Origin of the sequence: Bacillus sp. MM09(2025), assembly GCF_050496725.1 — a bacterium.
GTDB classification, from domain to species: Bacteria; Bacillota; Bacilli; order Bacillales; family Bacillaceae; genus Bacillus; species Bacillus pumilus.
The window spans coordinates 1,917,505-1,936,550 of the sequence record NZ_JBNWEN010000004.1; the positions used below are offsets into that span (position 1 = coordinate 1,917,505).

Genomic DNA, 19,046 nt, shown 5'->3' on the forward strand with positions numbered 1-19,046 from the left:
TGGCTGGATTTTTATGTTGCTGTAGTTTCTTGGATCGCACATTCAGATGTTTTGTATCTGTCAAAAAGGCTAAATGAATAGTATCAAACGTGGAGGTGGAACAAATGAGTGAAGAAAAAGGACATATGGATAAAGCGAAAGGAAAAACAAATCAAGCGAAAGGTCAATTGAAAGAGAAGCTTGGCGAAGCAACAGATCATCAAAACCTGAAAGCAGAAGGGAAAAAGGATCAAGCCAAAGGAAAGCTTCAAGATAAAAAAGGGGATTTGAAAAATCACCTGAACGAGTAAATTCGAAAACATGACACTGCTTCATGTCTCCATCATGACATGTCTTTCATCAATAAAATGAATAGATGTGTGAAAAGAATTGATTATACGCGCTCGCTATCATCATGTAGACTTAAAACAGAGGACATGATCAAGGGAGATGGATGAGATGAAGCAAGTGTGGGAGAAAGTTGACGAGTATATCACAGACAAGTTGATTCCTAAAGATGATGTTTTGGAGCAAGCTCTTACTCATAATAAGGAAGCAGGCCTGCCAGCAATTGATGTGTCACCAGCTCAAGGTAAAATGCTTTATTTATTAGCAAAAACCAAGAATGCAAAGCGCATTTTAGAGATCGGGACACTCGGTGGATACAGTACCATTTGGTTGGCGCGTGCTCTTGAAGAGGATGGAGAACTCATCACATTAGAGGCTGTCAGCCACCATGTACAGATTGCGCAGCAAAACATCAGCAGAGCGGGCTTATCGGAACGAGTGAGCATTTTGCAAGGAAAGGCATTGGATACGCTAACTCAGTTAAAAGAGAGGGCTGTGCTTCCATTCGATTTGATTTTCATTGATGCAGATAAACCGAACAACCCGAATTATCTAAAGTGGGCGTTACACTTCTCGAAAAAGGGAACAGTCATTATTGCAGACAATGTCGTCAGAAATGGAGCAGTCCTTCATGACTCTGATGGGGATGAGCGAGTGCAAGGAACTCGTGAATTTTTCAATTTACTCAAACAAGAGTCAAGAATAGAGGCTACAGCCATTCAAACTGTTGGTGAAAAGGGTTACGATGGATTTGTATACGGAATCGTAAAATGAAACAAAGCTTAACCACATACGGTTAAGCTTTTTCTTTTAGAAAAACCATCTGGCAGTCCCCATCAGCATGACGCCTACAAGAACAGTAAGTGACAAGCTCTTTGTCCAAACAGCGATTACGACGGTCGGAACCAAGACAGCAAGGTACATCCAGTGAATGGTAACGCCCGTTGTAGTATGAATGAACAAATGCTCTGCAATCAAAGCCGTAAAGATACAAATCGGAATAAACGATAACCACTTAAGCACCACTTCCGGCAGCTCGATACTTCGTACAAATATAAAGGGAACGACCCTTGGAATAACGGTGACAATCATACAGCCGAGAATGAGCCACATCATAAAACTGCTGATCATTTATCTGTCACCACCCCAATGGTTGCGACAATCATGGTGGCTAACAGAACAGCCACGTGTGAGGGAACAAAATGAAGCAGGAGAAACATCGCAACGACCATATACAAAACAAGTGACAGGCGATGGGTTAACTTACTTTTAGGCACAGTTTGCAAAGAAAGAACCAGCAGTGCAACAAACATAGCGGAAAGAGCAAAATCAAGACCAAGTGCTTCAGGATTTGAAATCCAGTGTCCAAAAATGCCGCCAAGTACACAGGCAGCAATCCAGCACAAATAAGCCGTTATGTTCAGCCCGTGCATCCACCGGTTATTCAGCTTTCCATGCTGAGCTAATTTATTCATGGCTACACCAAAGGATTCATCAGTCAGCAATAGACCGAATCCAATATTTTGTTTCAAAGAGTAGCGTGTAAAATGAGGAGCCAGCGTCAGGCTTAGCAATAAATGACGCAGATTCACAATAAATGTAGTGAGAATAATAGCGGAAAGGGGACTTCCCGTGACAAGAAGTGCACAGATAATAAACTGTGAAGCACCTGCGTAAATAAAGATTGATAGAAGTGCAATGTCCCATAAGCTCAACTGTGCGCTAATTCCAACAATTCCAAAGGCAAACCCGATACTCATATAACCAAGCAGGGTTGGCACACAATCTTTTATTCCCTCGAGAAATGGTTCATGTTCCGTGGTGGGAATATGTTTTCTAGCTTCAATATCCAACGACCTCTACTCCTTTTCTGCATGACGACCTATAGTTTTAATTACTATATGAAAACGAATTTAGCATGTCAATAGCCGCTTATCTTCTATTATATGAAGAAAAAAGGTGCAAAAAGGATTGAAGTCAACCAGAATTTGTTATAAAGTATCAGAAAATAAAAATAATTGGAGTGACGACAAATGCTGTGGAAACCTTTGTTTGAACATGATGTTCCAAATGCCCTCCGTCCATAACGGAGAGTGATCTCCGTTTGTGGATATGGTACTCAAAATATCCAAACGGAGGGGAAATGATGAATGAAAAATATATAGGCGCCCTTTACCTAGCAATCGCAGCAAGTATTTGGGGTGGCATGTACGTTGTTGTCAAAGTAACAGTAGCGGTTGTCCCGCCACTTGAGCTCGTCTGGATGAGATATGCTGTAGCAGGAGTCGTGTTGGTGTTTACCATTTGGCGCTTGGGCTATTCCTTTCGATTAGATAAAAAAGATATCCCGCTTATGGTGTTGATTGGGCTGATCGGAAATTTCCTTTCAATCGTGACCCAAGAAATTGGGACGATGTATACCTCTGCACAAATGGGGGCTGTTATTACATCTGCAACTCCTGCGTTTATGGTGCTGTTTGCTTTCTTTCTATTAAAAGAAGCCATGACTGTTCGAAAGTGCGCATCCATCCTGCTTGCTACAGCAGGTGTATGGCTCATGATTGGACCAGTTGCAGTACAGACAGATGAATTTGTCGGTGGTCTTTCATTGGTCTTCGCTGCTTTAACATGGGCGCTGATGTCTGTTTTGCTCAAACGTGTCCCAGGAAAGTACCCTCAGGTGGTGACAACCACATATGCGATCATCATTGCATTCATTGTTTTAACACCGCCTGTATTATTTCGTTTACCTCACCTAGATGTGGAGCAGATAGCAAGGCCTGAGATTTGGGGCGGTATTCTTTATCTAGGCATCATCTCAACAGCTCTAGCATTCTTTTTATGGAATAGAGGGCTTCAATTAATGGATGCCTCAAGCGGCGGTTTGTTCTTTTTCTTTCAACCGATCGTAGGTGCCGTTCTTGGCTGGATGCTTTTGGGGGAAGAAATGGGATTACGCTCATTCATTGGCATTCTATGTATCTTTGCAGGTGTCTATACTGTGCTGCGTCAAAAGGAATAAAAGAAGATGTCCCTTGTAATAGGGGCATCTTCTTTATAAAGGAGAGATTGAGAGAGGATGGAGGGAAATAGGATGATACAATTTCCACAATTACAAAAAGGACAAACGATTGGTGTCACAGCACCTTCCTCAGGTGTACAGCCATCATTGCATGACATGTTTCAGCTCTCATGCGAACGAATGAAAAAAAGAGGCTATGATGTCATATGTGGAGAGACGGTCTGGAAGCAGGAAAAGGCGAAATCTGCCCCTGCCGTAGAACGAGCAAAGGAGCTTCAGTACATGATGACATGTGATGAGATTGATCATATCATCCCGCCATGGGGAGGGCAGCTGCTTATGGAAGTGTTAGAGTACCTCGACTTCTCATCGATGAAAAAAAAGTGGATTCTTGGTTACTCAGATACGAGTGCTCTCCTGCTCGCGTTGACATTCAAAACAGGTATTGCTACTGCGCATGGGCCGAATCTAGTAGATCTTCAGGGAGAAGAGCTTGATCAAACGACTGTCATGTGGGAAGAAGTACTTTCAACAAAAGGGGAAATGGACATCAGCCAATATTCTTCATCAATGTATCAAAAGGAATGGCAGTTTGACAATCCGATTGAACATGTTTTTCATTTAACAGAACCGACCGCATGGCATACGGTTGATCGACAAGAAAAGATGGTAAAGGGGAGACTGATGGGCGGCTGTATTGATGTCATTCGCCACTTAGCGGGGACGCCTTTTGGAGACGTCAAAGCTTTTCAAAAAACATTCTTAAAGGATGAACCAATTCTCTGGTATTTTGAAAACTGCGAATTAAATGCTGCAAGCGTGAAGAGATCGCTCGTTCAATTAAAACTAGCAGGATGGTTTGATCACTGTTCAGGTATTATGTTTGGGCGAAGTGCAGTAGATGTGCCTGTGGAAGGGTATCAGTATCAGGATGTATATGAAGAATTACAAAAGGAATTACAAATCCCTATTTTTTACGATATAGATTGTGGACATGTACCGCCGCAAATGACGCTGATTAATGGCGCATATGCAGAAGTGCAGCTGCAACCTCAAGGCAAAGCGGTCCTAAAGCAAGCGTTTTTATCATAAGAAAAAGGAAAGAGGAAGCCCTTTCCTTCATATAACACTACATTCCTTTGGTTTCTTCACCTGCTTTTGGAACTTCCCAAGCAGACTCACGGAATACTTTCTCCCATTTCGATACGACAATACATGCAACGGCATGACCTGGAACGTTCACACCAGTTCGTGCCATATCCATAATTCGATCAACTCCGGCGATAATGGCGACGCCTTCTGCTGGAAGACCTACTGCATGGGCGGTTGCCAAAAGAACGACGAGTGAACCGGATGGCACCGCTGCAATCCCTTTACTCGTTAACACAAGAACAAGCATCATCAAAAGCTGCTGTGACAAACTCATGTCGACACCAAACGCTTGTGCAAGGAACACACAGGAAACCGATAAATATAAACTGGACCCATCACAATTGAGAGAAAGACCAGATGGAATGACAAAGGAGACAATTCTTTTCGGACATCCGTATTTTTCCATTCTTGACATGAGCTGAGGAAGGACAGTTTCTGTACTTGTAGTAGAGAAGGCAACCAAGAACAAATCCCAAATCATTTTTAAAACTTCGAAGTAGTTAAAACGGAAGATCAGTGCGACTAGAGGGAACAAAGCAAAGAGAATAATGAATAATCCTAAAAATACAGTCCCAACAAGCTTCATCATTGGGATTAATAACACAATGCCATATTGACCAACAGAAGCAGCCATTAATGCAAGCACTCCAATAGGTGCTGTCACCATGACCATCTGCGTTAGCTTAAACATAATTTGTGCCACTGATTCAAAGAAGTTGAGAACAGGAGCGGATGCCTTACCGATACCGCTTGCGGCTACACCAAATAATATGGCGAAGAAAATGACAGCAAGTAAATCATTTTGAGCCATGACATCGACGATATTCGTTGGAATGATATCGAGTACCATTTGTTTAAAGTCGACGACTTTTTGCGTATAACCGTCTAATTCACCAATATCTTTCTTAGCTAATTTAGAGAAATCAAGGCCAACGCCTGGTTTAAGAACATTAGCCAGCAATAGACCAATTCCTAGAACGATGGTTGTGATAACCTCAAACCAAATGATCGTCTTTAATCCTAGGCTGCCCATTTTCTTCATACCACCACTGCCAGCTGCACCAATAACAATGGTAGAGAAAACGATAGGAACAACGATCATTTTAATCAATCTGATGAATCCATCCCCAATTGGCCTGAGGGCCATCCCGAAGTCAGGAAAGAAATGGCCGATAAGAGCTCCTATCATCAAAGCGATCATGATTTGAAAAGCGACGAACTTTTTCATCATCTCCTACCCCCTTTAATTGCTTGGAAAATTTTAAGAATTTTCCAATAAATAAAAATTCTATGTGACCATGTTTTGTCCTCCTTTGGATTTAGAAAGATTTTATTTAAGAATCACTAGAATTATGAAGAAAGAGAAGAAAATAGGGCTATCGCATCTCTAGTTATCTAAGAAAAACCCACTTCTTAAAAAACATGAAACTTTTTCAGAAAAATGTATTGACCCTTTTATATGATCCGTGGTATATTTTTATTCGTCGCTGATGACGTATTTGAAACAAAGACATTCAAACACATGCGGCAAACAAATTTTAAAAAGATGTTGACTTGATAAAAACGATATGTTAAGATAATTAAGTCGCCTGATTAAGCGCCCGTAGCTCAATTGGATAGAGCGTTTGACTACGGATCAAAAGGTTAGGGGTTCGACTCCTCTCGGGCGCGCCAATACAAATCACGCGGGTGTAGTTTAGTGGTAAAACCTCAGCCTTCCAAGCTGATGTCGTGAGTTCGATTCTCATCACCCGCTCCATTTTTTAAAATATGATCTTTGAAAACTAAACAAGACAAAACGTACCTGTTAATTCGAGTTTTTATAAAAAATCCTATGAAATATCATAGGTAGTCAGTCAAACGCTGACGAAAAACAAAACTTCGGTTTTGTACTTTTTCGGAGAGTTTGATCCTGGCTCAGGACGAACGCTGGCGGCGTGCCTAATACATGCAAGTCGAGCGAACAGAAGGGAGCTTGCTCCCGGATGTTAGCGGCGGACGGGTGAGTAACACGTGGGTAACCTGCCTGTAAGACTGGGATAACTCCGGGAAACCGGAGCTAATACCGGATAGTTCCTTGAACCGCATGGTTCAAGGATGAAAGACGGTTTCGGCTGTCACTTACAGATGGACCCGCGGCGCATTAGCTAGTTGGTGGGGTAATGGCTCACCAAGGCGACGATGCGTAGCCGACCTGAGAGGGTGATCGGCCACACTGGGACTGAGACACGGCCCAGACTCCTACGGGAGGCAGCAGTAGGGAATCTTCCGCAATGGACGAAAGTCTGACGGAGCAACGCCGCGTGAGTGATGAAGGTTTTCGGATCGTAAAGCTCTGTTGTTAGGGAAGAACAAGTGCGAGAGTAACTGCTCGCACCTTGACGGTACCTAACCAGAAAGCCACGGCTAACTACGTGCCAGCAGCCGCGGTAATACGTAGGTGGCAAGCGTTGTCCGGAATTATTGGGCGTAAAGGGCTCGCAGGCGGTTTCTTAAGTCTGATGTGAAAGCCCCCGGCTCAACCGGGGAGGGTCATTGGAAACTGGGAAACTTGAGTGCAGAAGAGGAGAGTGGAATTCCACGTGTAGCGGTGAAATGCGTAGAGATGTGGAGGAACACCAGTGGCGAAGGCGACTCTCTGGTCTGTAACTGACGCTGAGGAGCGAAAGCGTGGGGAGCGAACAGGATTAGATACCCTGGTAGTCCACGCCGTAAACGATGAGTGCTAAGTGTTAGGGGGTTTCCGCCCCTTAGTGCTGCAGCTAACGCATTAAGCACTCCGCCTGGGGAGTACGGTCGCAAGACTGAAACTCAAAGGAATTGACGGGGGCCCGCACAAGCGGTGGAGCATGTGGTTTAATTCGAAGCAACGCGAAGAACCTTACCAGGTCTTGACATCCTCTGACAACCCTAGAGATAGGGCTTTCCCTTCGGGGACAGAGTGACAGGTGGTGCATGGTTGTCGTCAGCTCGTGTCGTGAGATGTTGGGTTAAGTCCCGCAACGAGCGCAACCCTTGATCTTAGTTGCCAGCATTTAGTTGGGCACTCTAAGGTGACTGCCGGTGACAAACCGGAGGAAGGTGGGGATGACGTCAAATCATCATGCCCCTTATGACCTGGGCTACACACGTGCTACAATGGACAGAACAAAGGGCTGCGAGACCGCAAGGTTTAGCCAATCCCATAAATCTGTTCTCAGTTCGGATCGCAGTCTGCAACTCGACTGCGTGAAGCTGGAATCGCTAGTAATCGCGGATCAGCATGCCGCGGTGAATACGTTCCCGGGCCTTGTACACACCGCCCGTCACACCACGAGAGTTTGCAACACCCGAAGTCGGTGAGGTAACCTTTATGGAGCCAGCCGCCGAAGGTGGGGCAGATGATTGGGGTGAAGTCGTAACAAGGTAGCCGTATCGGAAGGTGCGGCTGGATCACCTCCTTTCTAAGGATATATGGAGCAGCGTGCGTTTTCGTCTTGTTTAGTTTTGAAGGATCATTCCTTCAAGACATGTCTCTAGCGAGACAGGATTGTTCTTTGAAAACTAGATAACAATAAGTAATACATTCACATTGAATGCAATGCAAAGTTCATCACACATAGTGATTCTTTCTAAAGTAAGAAATGGTTAAGTTAGAAAGGGCGCACGGTGGATGCCTTGGCACTAGGAGCCGATGAAGGACGGGACGAACACCGATATGCTTCGGGGAGCTGTAAGCAAGCTTTGATCCGGAGATTTCCGAATGGGGAAACCCACTGCTCGTAATGGAGTAGTATCCATACTTGAATACATAGAGTATGAGAAGGCATACCCGGGGAACTGAAACATCTAAGTACCCGGAGGAAGAGAAAGCAAATGCGATTCCCTGAGTAGCGGCGAGCGAAACGGGAACAGCCCAAACCAAGAGGCTTGCCTCTTGGGGTTGTAGGACACTCTATACGGAGTTACAAAGGAACGATATAAGCGAAGAGGTCTGGAAAGGCCCGCCAAAGAAGGTAACAGCCCTGTAACTGAAATGTTGTTCTCTCCAGAGTGGATCCTGAGTACGGCGGAACACGTGAAATTCCGTCGGAATCCGGGAGGACCATCTCCCAAGGCTAAATACTCCCTAGTGACCGATAGTGAACCAGTACCGTGAGGGAAAGGTGAAAAGCACCCCGGAAGGGGAGTGAAATAGATCCTGAAACCGTGTGCCTACAAGTAGTCAGAGCCCGTTAAAGGGTGATGGCGTGCCTTTTGTAGAATGAACCGGCGAGTTACGATCCCGTGCAAGGTTAAGCAGAAGATGCGGAGCCGCAGCGAAAGCGAGTCTGAATAGGGCGCATGAGTACGTGGTCGTAGACCCGAAACCAGGTGATCTACCCATGTCCAGGGTGAAGTTCAGGTAACACTGAATGGAGGCCCGAACCCACGCACGTTGAAAAGTGCGGGGATGAGGTGTGGGTAGGGGTGAAATGCCAATCGAACCTGGAGATAGCTGGTTCTCTCCGAAATAGCTTTAGGGCTAGCCTCAAGGTAAGAGTCTCGGAGGTAGAGCACTGATTGGACTAGGGGCCCCTACCGGGTTACCGAATTCAGTCAAACTCCGAATGCCGATGACTTATCCTTGGGAGTCAGACTGCGAGTGATAAGATCCGTAGTCGAAAGGGAAACAGCCCAGACCGCCAGCTAAGGTCCCAAAGTATACGTTAAGTGGAAAAGGATGTGGAGTTGCTTAGACAACCAGGATGTTGGCTTAGAAGCAGCCACCATTTAAAGAGTGCGTAATAGCTCACTGGTCGAGTGACTCTGCGCCGAAAATGTACCGGGGCTAAACGTATCACCGAAGCTGCGGACTGTTCTTACGAACAGTGGTAGGAGAGCGTTCTAAGTGCTGTGAAGTCAGACCGGAAGGACTGGTGGAGCGCTTAGAAGTGAGAATGCCGGTATGAGTAGCGAAAGACGGGTGAGAATCCCGTCCACCGAATGCCTAAGGTTTCCTGAGGAAGGCTCGTCCGCTCAGGGTTAGTCGGGACCTAAGCCGAGGCCGAAAGGCGTAGGCGATGGACAACAGGTTGATATTCCTGTACCACCTCCTCACCATTTGAGCAATGGGGGGACGCAGGAGGATAGGGTAAGCGCGGTATTGGATATCCGCGTCCAAGCAGTTAGGCTGGGAAATAGGCAAATCCGTTTCCCGTGAAGGCTGAGCTGTGATGGCGAGCGAAATTTAGTAGCGAAGTTCCTGATTCCACACTGCCAAGAAAAGCCTCTAGCGAGGTGAGAGGTGCCCGTACCGCAAACCGACACAGGTAGGCGAGGAGAGAATCCTAAGGTGATCGAGAGAACTCTCGTTAAGGAACTCGGCAAAATGACCCCGTAACTTCGGGAGAAGGGGTGCTTCTTAGGGTGTTAAAGCCCCGAGAAGCCGCAGTGAATAGGCCCAGGCGACTGTTTAGCAAAAACACAGGTCTCTGCGAAGCCGTAAGGCGAAGTATAGGGGCTGACGCCTGCCCGGTGCTGGAAGGTTAAGAGGAGCGCTTAGCGTAAGCGAAGGTGCGAATTGAAGCCCCAGTAAACGGCGGCCGTAACTATAACGGTCCTAAGGTAGCGAAATTCCTTGTCGGGTAAGTTCCGACCCGCACGAAAGGCGCAACGATCTGGGCACTGTCTCAACGAGAGACTCGGTGAAATTATAGTACCTGTGAAGATGCAGGTTACCCGCGACAGGACGGAAAGACCCCGTGGAGCTTTACTGCAGCCTGATATTGAATGTTGGTACAGCTTGTACAGGATAGGTAGGAGCCTTGGAAACCGGAGCGCTAGCTTCGGTGGAGGCATCGGTGGGATACTACCCTGGCTGTATTGACCTTCTAACCCGCTGCCCTTATCGGGCAGGGAGACAGTGTCAGGTGGGCAGTTTGACTGGGGCGGTCGCCTCCTAAAATGTAACGGAGGCGCCCAAAGGTTCCCTCAGAATGGTTGGAAATCATTCGCAGAGTGTAAAGGCACAAGGGAGCTTGACTGCGAGACCTACAAGTCGAGCAGGGACGAAAGTCGGGCTTAGTGATCCGGTGGTTCCGCATGGAAGGGCCATCGCTCAACGGATAAAAGCTACCCCGGGGATAACAGGCTTATCTCCCCCAAGAGTCCACATCGACGGGGAGGTTTGGCACCTCGATGTCGGCTCATCGCATCCTGGGGCTGTAGTCGGTCCCAAGGGTTGGGCTGTTCGCCCATTAAAGCGGTACGCGAGCTGGGTTCAGAACGTCGTGAGACAGTTCGGTCCCTATCCGTCGCGGGCGCAGGAAATTTGAGAGGAGCTGTCCTTAGTACGAGAGGACCGGGATGGACGCACCGCTGGTGTACCAGTTGTTCTGCCAAGGGCATCGCTGGGTAGCTATGTGCGGACGGGATAAGTGCTGAAAGCATCTAAGCATGAAGCCCCCCTCAAGATGAGATTTCCCATTCCGCAAGGAAGTAAGATCCCTGAAAGATGATCAGGTTGATAGGTCTGAGGTGGAAGCGTGGTGACACGTGGAGCTGACAGATACTAATAGATCGAGGACTTAACCTTTATTCTAATGTGAAGTTTGAACATTGTTATCTAGTTTTGAGAGAACATTCTCTCCATCAGGTTTGGTGGCGATAGCGAAGAGGTCACACCCGTTCCCATACCGAACACGGAAGTTAAGCTCTTCAGCGCCGATGGTAGTTGGGGGTCTCCCCCTGTGAGAGTAGGACGCCGCCAAGCTTGTTAAATTTATATCGTCGCGGGGTGGAGCAGTTCGGTAGCTCGTCGGGCTCATAACCCGAAGGTCGCAGGTTCAAATCCTGCCCCCGCAACCAAATTATTTTATACACCAATAGGGAGTGCTCATTGAGTGCAGCCAAAATGGTCCGGTAGTTCAGTTGGTTAGAATGCCTGCCTGTCACGCAGGAGGTCGCGGGTTCGAGTCCCGTCCGGACCGCCATTTTTATGATTTGTAAACGAAAACGTATAGTTTCGTTTTTTTTTATGTCTTTTTCTTTTCATACGTATCCAAGATACATTGAATGGGTTTGTGTTTGGCTACACGTTATGTAAAAAAAAGATAGATCACTTCAACCCAGCCTGGTTTTTTCATACCAGGCTTTCTTTATATCATTTTTAATTGAAACTGAAACTCATATTGGCTTACACTAATACTAATTATGTCTGACATCGTGTCTATTCAATCAATTGATTGCATGAAGGGGCTGTCTTTTTATGGATGAATTTGATCTTATTCGCCGAATTACACCAAAAGAAACACATCAGCGTTCTTTAACTATGGGCATCGGAGATGATGCAAGTGTTTATCAACCTCATTCACATTGTGAAGAGGTCGTTTGTGTTGATACAATGGTGGAGCATGTCCATTTTCGCTTTGATTTTTCCACACCTTTTGAGATTGGCTTTAAAGCACTAGCGGTCAATGTCAGTGATATCGCCGCAATGGGTGGAACCCCAAAGTATTATCTTGTATCAATTGCGATCCCGCCTCATGGTGATGAGACGGTCGTTTCAGCTCTTTACGATGGAATGAAAGCACTGGCTGATACTTATCAAATGGATTTGATTGGTGGAGATACGGTGGCCACTCGCAGTGACTTTGTCATTACAGTAACGGTCATTGGCGAAGTACTAAAGGGAAAAGCTTGTTATCGTCACAGTGCTCAGACAGGAGACGTCGTCTTTGTGACAGGTGAGCTGGGTTCATCAGCTGCTGGCTTATCACTTTTAATGAACGAAGTAGCGCCTTCCAAGGCAGTCGACACAGCCTTTTTTCTTGAGCGTCATAAAAAGCCTCAGCCACACATTGCTGCTGGTCTCATTTGCTCAAGCTTCCCGCGGGTCGCCTTGAATGATGTGAGTGATGGATTAGCGAGTGAGCTGAATGAGATAGCCGAAGCGAGTCATGTGACGATAGAAATAGAAACAAACAAGCTCCCCATACATCCAGATTTACCATTGCTGCGTAAAGACTGGCTGGAATGGGTTTTATTTGGCGGGGAAGACTTTGTATTAACTGGTACGATTCCAGAGGCTGATTGGGAAAGCCTTGAAATGCAATGCAGAAAAGAACACATTTACATCACCCGTGTTGGACAAGTCAAAGGTGGCCAAACAGCAAGCGTTCTATTAAAAGACAATGAAAAGCAAACAACGTTAATGAAAAAAGGATATAATCATTTTAAGAAATGAGGTGACATCCACAGTGAAATTAATGTGGACGACAAAAGGTGCGGATGAGACGAAACGAATTGCCGCTGCATTGGCCAAACTTGTGATGCCAGGCGATGTTTTGACATTAGAAGGGGATCTAGGCGCAGGCAAAACGACTTTTTCAAAAGGTTTTGCAGAAGGCTTAGGGATTACCCGTATCGTCAACAGCCCTACCTTTACGATTATTAAAGAATATACTGATGGCAGACTGCCACTTTATCATATGGATGTGTACCGCATGGAAGATGCGGAAGAAGATATCGGGCTCGAAGAATATTTTGAGGGCGAAGGTGTATGCTTGGTTGAGTGGGCACATCTCATTGGACCTCAATTGCCTTCCTCCTATTTGAAAATAGAAATGCTAAGAACAGAACGTGAAGAAGAACGTCATCTCACGTTTAGTGCAAAAGGGGACCGCTATGAGGCCCTTTGTAAGGAGATGAAAGAATTTGACCATACTGGCAATTGATACGTCAAACCATACACTAGGAATTGCCCTTGTCAAAAATTCCACAGTGATTGGTGAGAGCATTACGTATTTAAAAAAGAACCATTCCGTCCGAGCAATGCCGACTGTTGGGGCATTGATGAAAGAATGTGGTGTAGCCCCAAGTGAGCTAAGTAAAATTGTTGTAGCGAAAGGACCTGGTTCCTACACTGGTGTTCGAATCGGTGTAACCATTGCAAAAACACTCGCATGGACGCTGTCTATCCCGATATCGGCTGTTTCGAGTTTAGAAACACTTGCGGCAAATGGTCAATACTTTGATGGATGGATCTCACCACTATTTGATGCGAGAAGAGGACAAGTTTATACTGGGCTATATACGTTTGAAGAAGGAAAGATCCAAGAGATCAAACAAGACCAAAATATCTTGCTCACGGATTGGCTTTATGAGCTGAAGCAGACAGGAAAGCCTGTCCTATTCCTTGGACAGGATGTGCATCTTCATGAAGAGAGCATTCGCTCCATTTTAGGAGAAACGGCTGTGATAGCAGAGGGAGCTTTTCATAACCCAAGACCTTCAATGCTTGCGTTTTTAGGGGCAGATCGTCCTGCTGAAGATGTCCATCAGCTTGTTCCTAACTATATTCGTTTGGCAGAAGCGGAAGTGAAATGGCTTGAAGGACAAAAATAATCTCAACATAACTGAGATTCGAAAAATGACGGTAGCGGACATTCCAGAGGTGTATACGATTGAAGTGCATTCGTTTACTGCCCCTTGGAAAAAAGAATCATTTGTCTATGAGATTCTTCATAACCAGTACAGCCATTATTTCCTCATTGAAGAAGATGAGCAGCCTGTTGGGTATTGCGGGGTCTGGATCGTCATGGACGATGCACAAATTACGAACATTGCGATTCTCCCTGAGCATAGAGGAAAGGGTTACGGGGAAGCATTGCTGCGATATGTCATGGAGTTTTGTAAAGAAAAAAAGACAGATCATCTTTCTTTAGAGGTGCGGGTTTCAAATACACCTGCACAATCCCTTTATGAAAAGCTTGGTTTCAGACCAGCTTCTATTCGAAAGAATTATTATACGGATAATGGAGAAGATGCATTGGTTATGTGGGTGAATATAAATGATTGAACAAACAGATCGATTCATATTAGGTATAGAGACAAGCTGTGATGAAACAGCTGCATCTATTGTGAAAAATGGAAAAGAAATAGTAGCGAATGTGGTCGCGTCGCAAATAGAAAGCCATAAACGGTTTGGCGGAGTTGTGCCAGAAATTGCTTCAAGGCATCACGTGGAGCAAGTCACCATCGTGTTAGAAGAAGTAATGGCACAGGCCAATATGAGCTTTCAGGATTTAGATGCCATTGCTGTTACAGAGGGACCAGGCTTAGTCGGTGCCCTTCTGATCGGTGTCAATGCAGCCAAGGCACTGAGCTTTGCCCATCAAATTCCTCTTGTTGGTGTCCATCATATTGCGGGGCATATTTATGCAAACCAACTTGTAGATGAATTGCAGTTTCCGTGCTTGGCTCTTGTTGTCTCTGGTGGACATACTGAGCTTGTGCTAATGAAAGAGCACGGCTCTTTTGAGGTGATCGGAGAAACATTAGATGATGCGGCTGGAGAAGCTTACGATAAAGTGGCCCGGACGATGGGTCTTCCGTATCCAGGCGGACCTCATATTGACCGGTTAGCACATGAAGGAGAGCCAACGATTAAGCTTCCTCGTGCATGGCTTGAAGAAGGTTCCTATCATTTTAGCTTTAGTGGATTAAAATCAGCTGTTATTAACACACTACACAACGCATCTCAAAAAGGAGAAACAATTGCTCCAGAGAATTTGGCAGCAAGCTTTCAAGCAAGTGTCATTGAGGTGCTTGTTGGGAAAACATTAAAAGCGGCTGAGGCCTATGGCGTCAAGCAGGTTGTCCTAGCTGGTGGAGTCGCTGCCAATAAAGGACTGAGAGAAGCCTTAACGACAGCATTCACAAAGCTTCCTGACGTGAAGGTCATCATTCCACCGTTATCTCTTTGCACAGACAATGCAGCCATGATCGCTGCTGCTGGAACTATTGCGTTTGAAAAAGGTATAAGAGGCGATATGGCAATGAATGGCCAGCCGGGCTTACCGCTTGTCTCATATGAATGAAAACTCCTGTGGATACACAGGTTTTTTCATTTTTAATGAAAGCGATTTATTCACATGTAAACGTGATATATCCACAATTATTAGAAAATTTCGTTTTAAAATGAAGTGGGTGTGCACAAACACGGTCTTTCATGTGGATATGTGATTAAATCTCTGTGGATAAAGTGGATAAGTCCAATTTTTAAAAGAATAATAAAGAAGTTATTGTGGATACTAATGTGGATAATAAATTTTCACTAAAAGAAAAAAGAGCACCCATTAGGGCACTCTTTAAGATTCGGATAGCTCTTCCCACTCTGCGAAAAGGGATTCCAGCTCTTGATGAAGCGTATCATTTTCTGTTTGAATGTTTTGGACCTTCTCGTGATCTTGAAAAATGGCAGGATCACATAGAAGCTCTTCATTTTCACCAAGCTTCGCTTCAATGTTAGCAATCCGCTCTTCAATTTCCTCGATTCTGCGCTGCTTTTGTCTTTCTTTCTTTTTCAGTTCTTTTTCTTCCGCATAAGAAAGCTTTGCCGTTTCAACGGGCTTTGCTGCTTGTTTTTTAAGCGCCTCATTTTCTTGAATCGCCTCAAGCTCTAATTGTTCATTTTTCTTTTCAAGGTAGTAGTCATAATCACCGAGATACTCTTTTGTTTCTGTTGGCGACAGCTCGAATACTTTCGTTGCCAGACGGTTGATAAAATAACGGTCATGCGAGACAAATAAGATGGTTCCTGGATAATCAATCAGTGCATTTTCTAGAATTTCCTTACTATCTAAGTCCAAATGGTTCGTAGGCTCATCAAGTATCAGGAAATTGGCTTTTTGGAGCATCAGCTTTGCGAGGGCAAGGCGCGCTTTTTCTCCACCGCTTAATGCATGAACGGGCTTTAAGACGTCGTCACCGGAAAAGAGGAAGTTCCCTAAACATGTCCGAATTTCTTTTTCATTCATATGAGGATAGTCATCCCAAAGCTCATTGAGCACTTTTTTGGAGGATGTCAGTTTGGCTTGTTCTTGGTCATAGTAGCCAATTGTGACATGAGATCCAAAGGTGATGTCGCCTTTTACAGGCTTTAATGTGTTCGTTAACGTTTTTAAAAGGGTTGATTTCCCGATTCCATTAGGACCAATGAGTGCTACGCTATCCTCGCGTTTGATCTGAAAAGAAAGAGAGGATAGAAGCGGTGTTTTTTCATCATAACGAATGTCGAGATCATGTACCTTCAGCACATCATTGCCGCTTTGTCTCGTAATATCAAAATGAAAGTTTGCCGATTTTTCATCACCTAATGGCTTATCTATACGATCCATCCGTTCCAGCTGCTTTCGTCTGCTCTGAGCGCGCTTTGTGGTTGAGGCTCTTGCTAGGTTGCGATCTACGAAATCCTGAAGCTTTGAGATTTCTTCTTGCTGCTTTTCGTAAAGCTTCATATCGCGCTCTAGCTGCTCAGCTTTTAGATCAAGATACTTACTATAGTTGCCTGCAAACTTTTTCATAGCAGTTCTTGAGACTTCATATACATGGTTCACCACTTTGTCTAAGAAGTAGCGGTCATGGGACACGATCAGAATGGCGCCTGTATAATTTTGCAAATACTGCTCCAGCCATGATAAGGTATCAATATCTAAATGGTTTGTCGGCTCGTCCAGAATTAAGAGCTCCGGTTTCATTAATAAGAGCTTTCCAAGTGCTAGACGGGTTTTCTGGCCGCCGCTTAAGGATTGAACGGTTGTCTCATCTTCAAAGTGACTAAAGCCGAGTCCATGAAGAATGGAGCGGACGTCTGCTTCGTATTGATAGCCGCCTTGATCTTTAAATTCCTGCTGCAGCCTGTCATAGGTTTTCATGAGGGAATCCAGCTCCGAACTTGTGGAGGAAGCCATTTTCTCCTCGATGGTTCTCATCTCTTGTTCCATCTTTTTCAAATGATCAAAAACCGATAATAATTCGTCTTTTAACGTACGTGTAGACGTCACATCGGTATGCTGTGCTAAATAGCCAATCGATAGGTCCTTCGGTTTGATGATCTCACCTTGCTCGTAAGACAATTGACCGGCGATGATTTTCAAAAGGGTGGATTTGCCTGCGCCGTTACGACCTACAATGGCAATCCGATCCCTTGCTTTGACTTCCAATTTTATATTCGTTAAAACGGTATCAGCACCAAACGATTTGGACAGCTGATTCACTTGTAGAATCATCATGTAACTTCACCTCTGCTATAATATGTTAAGTGTAGCTTATCAGCAGTAAACCGGCAAATGATACATACAATCGCCATATTCAAATGAAAGACAGATAGGAAAAAATAGTGTATCATTTGAGTGAGGGAGCGTTGAAAAGATGAGTCAATTTAGCCACTTTAACGAACAGGGAAGAGCAAAGATGGTCGACATTAGTGACAAATCGTCTACCGTGAGAACCGCCGTTGCTGTTTCAAGTGTTCGTATGATAAAAGAAGTGTTTCATAAAATAGAGCAACGTGAAATTGGAAAAGGGGATGTGCTGTCTGTTGCACAGGTTGCTGGCATCATGGCAGCAAAGCAAACATCTACCATCATTCCAATGTGTCATCCGCTTGCACTAAAAGGTGTGGATATCTCCTTTGATTGGGAGGAAGACGGAAATGCGCACATTCTGAACATACAAGTACAAGTGAAAACAAAAGGAAGTACGGGTGTGGAGATGGAAGCGCTCACTTCTGCTTCAGTATGTGCACTGACTGTTTACGACATGTGCAAAGCGATTGATAAAGGCATGATCATCGGTCCTACCTATTTAATTGAAAAGACAGGCGGGAAAAACGGTGATTTTCACAGAGCATCTGATATTTAAGTTGGAGGACCTTATATGAATATAGATCAGTCAAAAATTCCACAAGCGACAGCCAAACGTTTGCCGCTATATTACCGTTTTTTAAAAAATCTGCATGCATCAGGAAAACAAAGGGTGTCATCAGCAGAGCTTAGTGATGCAGTCAAAGTGGATTCTGCTACCATTCGCCGAGATTTTTCGTACTTTGGTGCACTTGGGAAGAAAGGGTATGGCTATAATGTCGATTACCTTTTGACCTTCTTTAGAAAAACACTTGACCAAGATGAAATGACCAATGTCATGCTCATCGGTGTCGGTAATTTAGGGACTGCATTTTTACACTATAATTTCATCAAAAACAATAATACAAAAATTTCAATGGCTTTTGACGTCAATGAGAGTAAAATAGGAAGTGAGATAGGCGGCGTGCCTGTCTATGATTTGGATAAGCTTGAAGAGCATGTTCAAGAGGTAGGAAATATTCCTGTTGCCATTTTGACAGTACCTGCCGTAGCAGCTCAACCCATTACAGATCGTTTGATTGCCCTTGGCATCAAAGGGATCCTTAATTTTACGCCGGCCCGATTGAATGTGCCGGAACACATTCGAATTCATCATATAGATTTGGCGGTTGAACTTCAGTCTCTTGTGTATTTCTTAAAGCATTACTCTATTACACAGGAGGATTGACGAAAAGGGGTAAAGGGGGTGGAGCAAATGGGTCCGATTGGTCCTGGAAGTTTGGTTCTGATTGCGATTGTTGCGCTCATTATTTTTGGGCCAAAAAAGCTTCCTCAATTAGGAAGAGCAGCAGGAGATACATTACGTGAATTCAAAAATGCCACAAAGGGTTTAGCTGATGATCAGGAAGAAAGTAAGAAAAAAGAAGATCAGTAGAATA

At 44.8% G+C, this 19,046-nt stretch carries 16 protein-coding genes, 4 tRNA genes and 3 rRNA genes; 19 read left to right on the top strand and 4 right to left on the bottom strand.

Going from position 1 to position 19,046, the window contains the following annotated elements:
- Window positions 1-104: 104 nt before the first annotated feature.
- Window positions 105-290: a CsbD family protein gene (locus tag ACQYAC_RS16020; RefSeq protein WP_061406945.1), complete on the top strand. Its 186-nt coding sequence runs from the start codon at window positions 105-107 to the stop codon at window positions 288-290.
- A gap of 148 nt (window positions 291-438) precedes the next feature.
- Entirely contained in the window at window positions 439-1,101 is a 663-nt protein-coding gene (locus tag ACQYAC_RS16025; protein ID WP_429943672.1) for an O-methyltransferase, read from the top strand.
- Between the two features lie 36 nt (window positions 1,102-1,137).
- Here ACQYAC_RS16025 and ACQYAC_RS16030 read toward each other — a convergent pair whose 3' ends face one another.
- Both ACQYAC_RS16030 and ACQYAC_RS16035 read right to left on the bottom strand, forming a co-directional pair.
- Window positions 1,138-1,458: an AzlD domain-containing protein gene (locus tag ACQYAC_RS16030; protein WP_003214160.1), complete on the bottom strand. Its 321-nt coding sequence runs from the start codon at window positions 1,456-1,458 to the stop codon at window positions 1,138-1,140.
- Window positions 1,455-2,180 carry an AzlC family ABC transporter permease gene (locus ACQYAC_RS16035; protein WP_429943673.1) on the bottom strand — a complete coding sequence of 242 codons (726 nt, stop codon included), beginning with the start codon at window positions 2,178-2,180 and terminating at the stop codon, window positions 1,455-1,457. Before ACQYAC_RS16035 ends, ACQYAC_RS16030 begins: the two co-directional genes overlap by 4 nt.
- 293 nt (window positions 2,181-2,473) lie before the next feature.
- Here ACQYAC_RS16035 and ACQYAC_RS16040 point away from each other — a divergent pair, with 293 nt between their 5' ends.
- Together ACQYAC_RS16040 and ACQYAC_RS16045 are read left to right on the top strand one after the other, a co-directional pair.
- On the top strand, window positions 2,474-3,349 hold the full coding sequence (locus ACQYAC_RS16040; RefSeq protein ID WP_180309488.1) for a DMT family transporter: 876 nt from the start codon (window positions 2,474-2,476) through the stop codon (window positions 3,347-3,349).
- Between the two features lie 72 nt (window positions 3,350-3,421).
- Complete coding sequence (locus ACQYAC_RS16045; protein ID WP_429943674.1) at window positions 3,422-4,441, top strand: S66 family peptidase; 1,020 nt, start codon at window positions 3,422-3,424, stop codon at window positions 4,439-4,441.
- A gap of 37 nt (window positions 4,442-4,478) precedes the next feature.
- On the opposite strand, the gene gltP is transcribed toward ACQYAC_RS16045, so the two are convergent.
- Window positions 4,479-5,729 carry a glutamate-aspartate/proton symporter GltP gene (gene gltP / locus ACQYAC_RS16050; protein ID WP_429943675.1) on the bottom strand — a complete coding sequence of 417 codons (1,251 nt, stop codon included), beginning with the start codon at window positions 5,727-5,729 and terminating at the stop codon, window positions 4,479-4,481.
- Between the two features lie 369 nt (window positions 5,730-6,098).
- Here gltP and ACQYAC_RS16055 point away from each other — a divergent pair.
- The 12 genes from ACQYAC_RS16055 to tsaD all read left to right on the top strand — a co-directional run bounded on the left by ACQYAC_RS16055 (window position 6,099) and on the right by tsaD (window position 15,342).
- Window positions 6,099-6,175: transfer RNA gene (locus ACQYAC_RS16055), tRNA-Arg, on the top strand.
- An 11-nt stretch (window positions 6,176-6,186) separates the two neighbouring features.
- Window positions 6,187-6,260: transfer RNA gene (locus tag ACQYAC_RS16060), tRNA-Gly, on the top strand.
- 135 nt (window positions 6,261-6,395) lie between these two features.
- Window positions 6,396-7,944, top strand: a 16S ribosomal RNA gene (locus ACQYAC_RS16065).
- A gap of 182 nt (window positions 7,945-8,126) precedes the next feature.
- Window positions 8,127-11,057 (top strand): 23S ribosomal RNA (locus ACQYAC_RS16070).
- A gap of 61 nt (window positions 11,058-11,118) precedes the next feature.
- Window positions 11,119-11,234: ribosomal RNA gene (gene rrf, locus ACQYAC_RS16075) — 5S ribosomal RNA — on the top strand.
- Together the 16S, 23S and 5S rRNA genes with 4 tRNA genes alongside form the textbook arrangement of a ribosomal RNA operon.
- Before the next feature lie 18 nt (window positions 11,235-11,252).
- Window positions 11,253-11,329, top strand: a tRNA-Met gene (locus ACQYAC_RS16080).
- 48 nt (window positions 11,330-11,377) lie between these two features.
- Window positions 11,378-11,454, top strand: a tRNA-Asp gene (locus ACQYAC_RS16085).
- Between the two features lie 275 nt (window positions 11,455-11,729).
- Window positions 11,730-12,707 (top strand): thiamine-phosphate kinase, encoded by a 978-nt coding sequence (gene thiL, locus ACQYAC_RS16090; protein WP_429943676.1) that lies wholly within the window; start codon window positions 11,730-11,732, stop codon window positions 12,705-12,707.
- 22 nt (window positions 12,708-12,729) lie between these two features.
- Entirely contained in the window at window positions 12,730-13,197 is a 468-nt protein-coding gene (gene tsaE / locus ACQYAC_RS16095) for a tRNA (adenosine(37)-N6)-threonylcarbamoyltransferase complex ATPase subunit type 1 TsaE (protein ID WP_058015579.1), read from the top strand.
- Window positions 13,178-13,867, top strand: a complete 690-nt coding sequence (gene tsaB, locus ACQYAC_RS16100; protein ID WP_429943677.1) for a tRNA (adenosine(37)-N6)-threonylcarbamoyltransferase complex dimerization subunit type 1 TsaB — start codon at window positions 13,178-13,180, stop codon at window positions 13,865-13,867. Before tsaE ends, tsaB begins: the two co-directional genes overlap by 20 nt.
- A gap of 25 nt (window positions 13,868-13,892) precedes the next feature.
- Window positions 13,893-14,321: a ribosomal protein S18-alanine N-acetyltransferase gene (gene rimI / locus ACQYAC_RS16105; RefSeq protein WP_429943963.1), complete on the top strand. Its 429-nt coding sequence runs from the start codon at window positions 13,893-13,895 to the stop codon at window positions 14,319-14,321.
- On the top strand, window positions 14,314-15,342 hold the full coding sequence (tsaD, locus tag ACQYAC_RS16110; protein ID WP_429943678.1) for a tRNA (adenosine(37)-N6)-threonylcarbamoyltransferase complex transferase subunit TsaD: 1,029 nt from the start codon (window positions 14,314-14,316) through the stop codon (window positions 15,340-15,342). Before rimI ends, tsaD begins: the two co-directional genes overlap by 8 nt.
- Window positions 15,343-15,612: 270 nt before the next feature.
- Here tsaD and ACQYAC_RS16115 read toward each other — a convergent pair whose 3' ends face one another.
- Entirely contained in the window at window positions 15,613-17,535 is a 1,923-nt protein-coding gene (locus ACQYAC_RS16115) for an ABC-F family ATP-binding cassette domain-containing protein (protein ID WP_429943679.1), read from the bottom strand.
- Window positions 17,536-17,674: 139 nt separating this feature from the next.
- Between ACQYAC_RS16115 and moaC the strand changes: the two genes are divergently transcribed.
- Genes moaC through ACQYAC_RS16130 form a run of 3 tightly spaced genes read left to right on the top strand, consistent with a single transcriptional unit; the run spans window position 17,675 to window position 19,042 of the window.
- Complete coding sequence (gene moaC, locus ACQYAC_RS16120; RefSeq protein ID WP_025092758.1) at window positions 17,675-18,166, top strand: cyclic pyranopterin monophosphate synthase MoaC; 492 nt, start codon at window positions 17,675-17,677, stop codon at window positions 18,164-18,166.
- 15 nt (window positions 18,167-18,181) lie between these two features.
- Entirely contained in the window at window positions 18,182-18,835 is a 654-nt protein-coding gene (locus ACQYAC_RS16125) for a redox-sensing transcriptional repressor Rex (protein WP_429943680.1), read from the top strand.
- A gap of 27 nt (window positions 18,836-18,862) precedes the next feature.
- Window positions 18,863-19,042 (top strand): twin-arginine translocase TatA/TatE family subunit, encoded by a 180-nt coding sequence (locus tag ACQYAC_RS16130; protein WP_058015564.1) that lies wholly within the window; start codon window positions 18,863-18,865, stop codon window positions 19,040-19,042.
- The last annotated feature ends 4 nt before the right edge of the window (window positions 19,043-19,046 follow it).

What these genes read in the sequence shown, in the direction of transcription:
- ACQYAC_RS16020 (WP_061406945.1), top strand. Translation starts at nt 105, where the DNA reads ATGAGTGAAGAAAAAGGACATATGGATAAAGCGAAAGGAAAAACAAAT.
- ACQYAC_RS16025 (WP_429943672.1), top strand. Translation starts at nt 439, where the DNA reads ATGAAGCAAGTGTGGGAGAAAGTTGACGAGTATATCACAGACAAGTTG.
- ACQYAC_RS16030 (WP_003214160.1), bottom strand. Translation starts at nt 1,458, where the DNA reads ATGATCAGCAGTTTTATGATGTGGCTCATTCTCGGCTGTATGATTGTC.
- ACQYAC_RS16040 (WP_180309488.1), top strand. Translation starts at nt 2,474, where the DNA reads ATGAATGAAAAATATATAGGCGCCCTTTACCTAGCAATCGCAGCAAGT.
- ACQYAC_RS16045 (WP_429943674.1), top strand. Translation starts at nt 3,422, where the DNA reads ATGATACAATTTCCACAATTACAAAAAGGACAAACGATTGGTGTCACA.
- gltP (WP_429943675.1), bottom strand. Translation starts at nt 5,729, where the DNA reads ATGAAAAAGTTCGTCGCTTTTCAAATCATGATCGCTTTGATGATAGGA.
- thiL (WP_429943676.1), top strand. Translation starts at nt 11,730, where the DNA reads ATGGATGAATTTGATCTTATTCGCCGAATTACACCAAAAGAAACACAT.
- tsaE (WP_058015579.1), top strand. Translation starts at nt 12,730, where the DNA reads ATGTGGACGACAAAAGGTGCGGATGAGACGAAACGAATTGCCGCTGCA.
- rimI (WP_429943963.1), top strand. Translation starts at nt 13,893, where the DNA reads ATGACGGTAGCGGACATTCCAGAGGTGTATACGATTGAAGTGCATTCG.
- tsaD (WP_429943678.1), top strand. Translation starts at nt 14,314, where the DNA reads ATGATTGAACAAACAGATCGATTCATATTAGGTATAGAGACAAGCTGT.
- ACQYAC_RS16115 (WP_429943679.1), bottom strand. Translation starts at nt 17,535, where the DNA reads ATGATGATTCTACAAGTGAATCAGCTGTCCAAATCGTTTGGTGCTGAT.
- moaC (WP_025092758.1), top strand. Translation starts at nt 17,675, where the DNA reads ATGAGTCAATTTAGCCACTTTAACGAACAGGGAAGAGCAAAGATGGTC.
- ACQYAC_RS16125 (WP_429943680.1), top strand. Translation starts at nt 18,182, where the DNA reads ATGAATATAGATCAGTCAAAAATTCCACAAGCGACAGCCAAACGTTTG.
- ACQYAC_RS16130 (WP_058015564.1), top strand. Translation starts at nt 18,863, where the DNA reads ATGGGTCCGATTGGTCCTGGAAGTTTGGTTCTGATTGCGATTGTTGCG.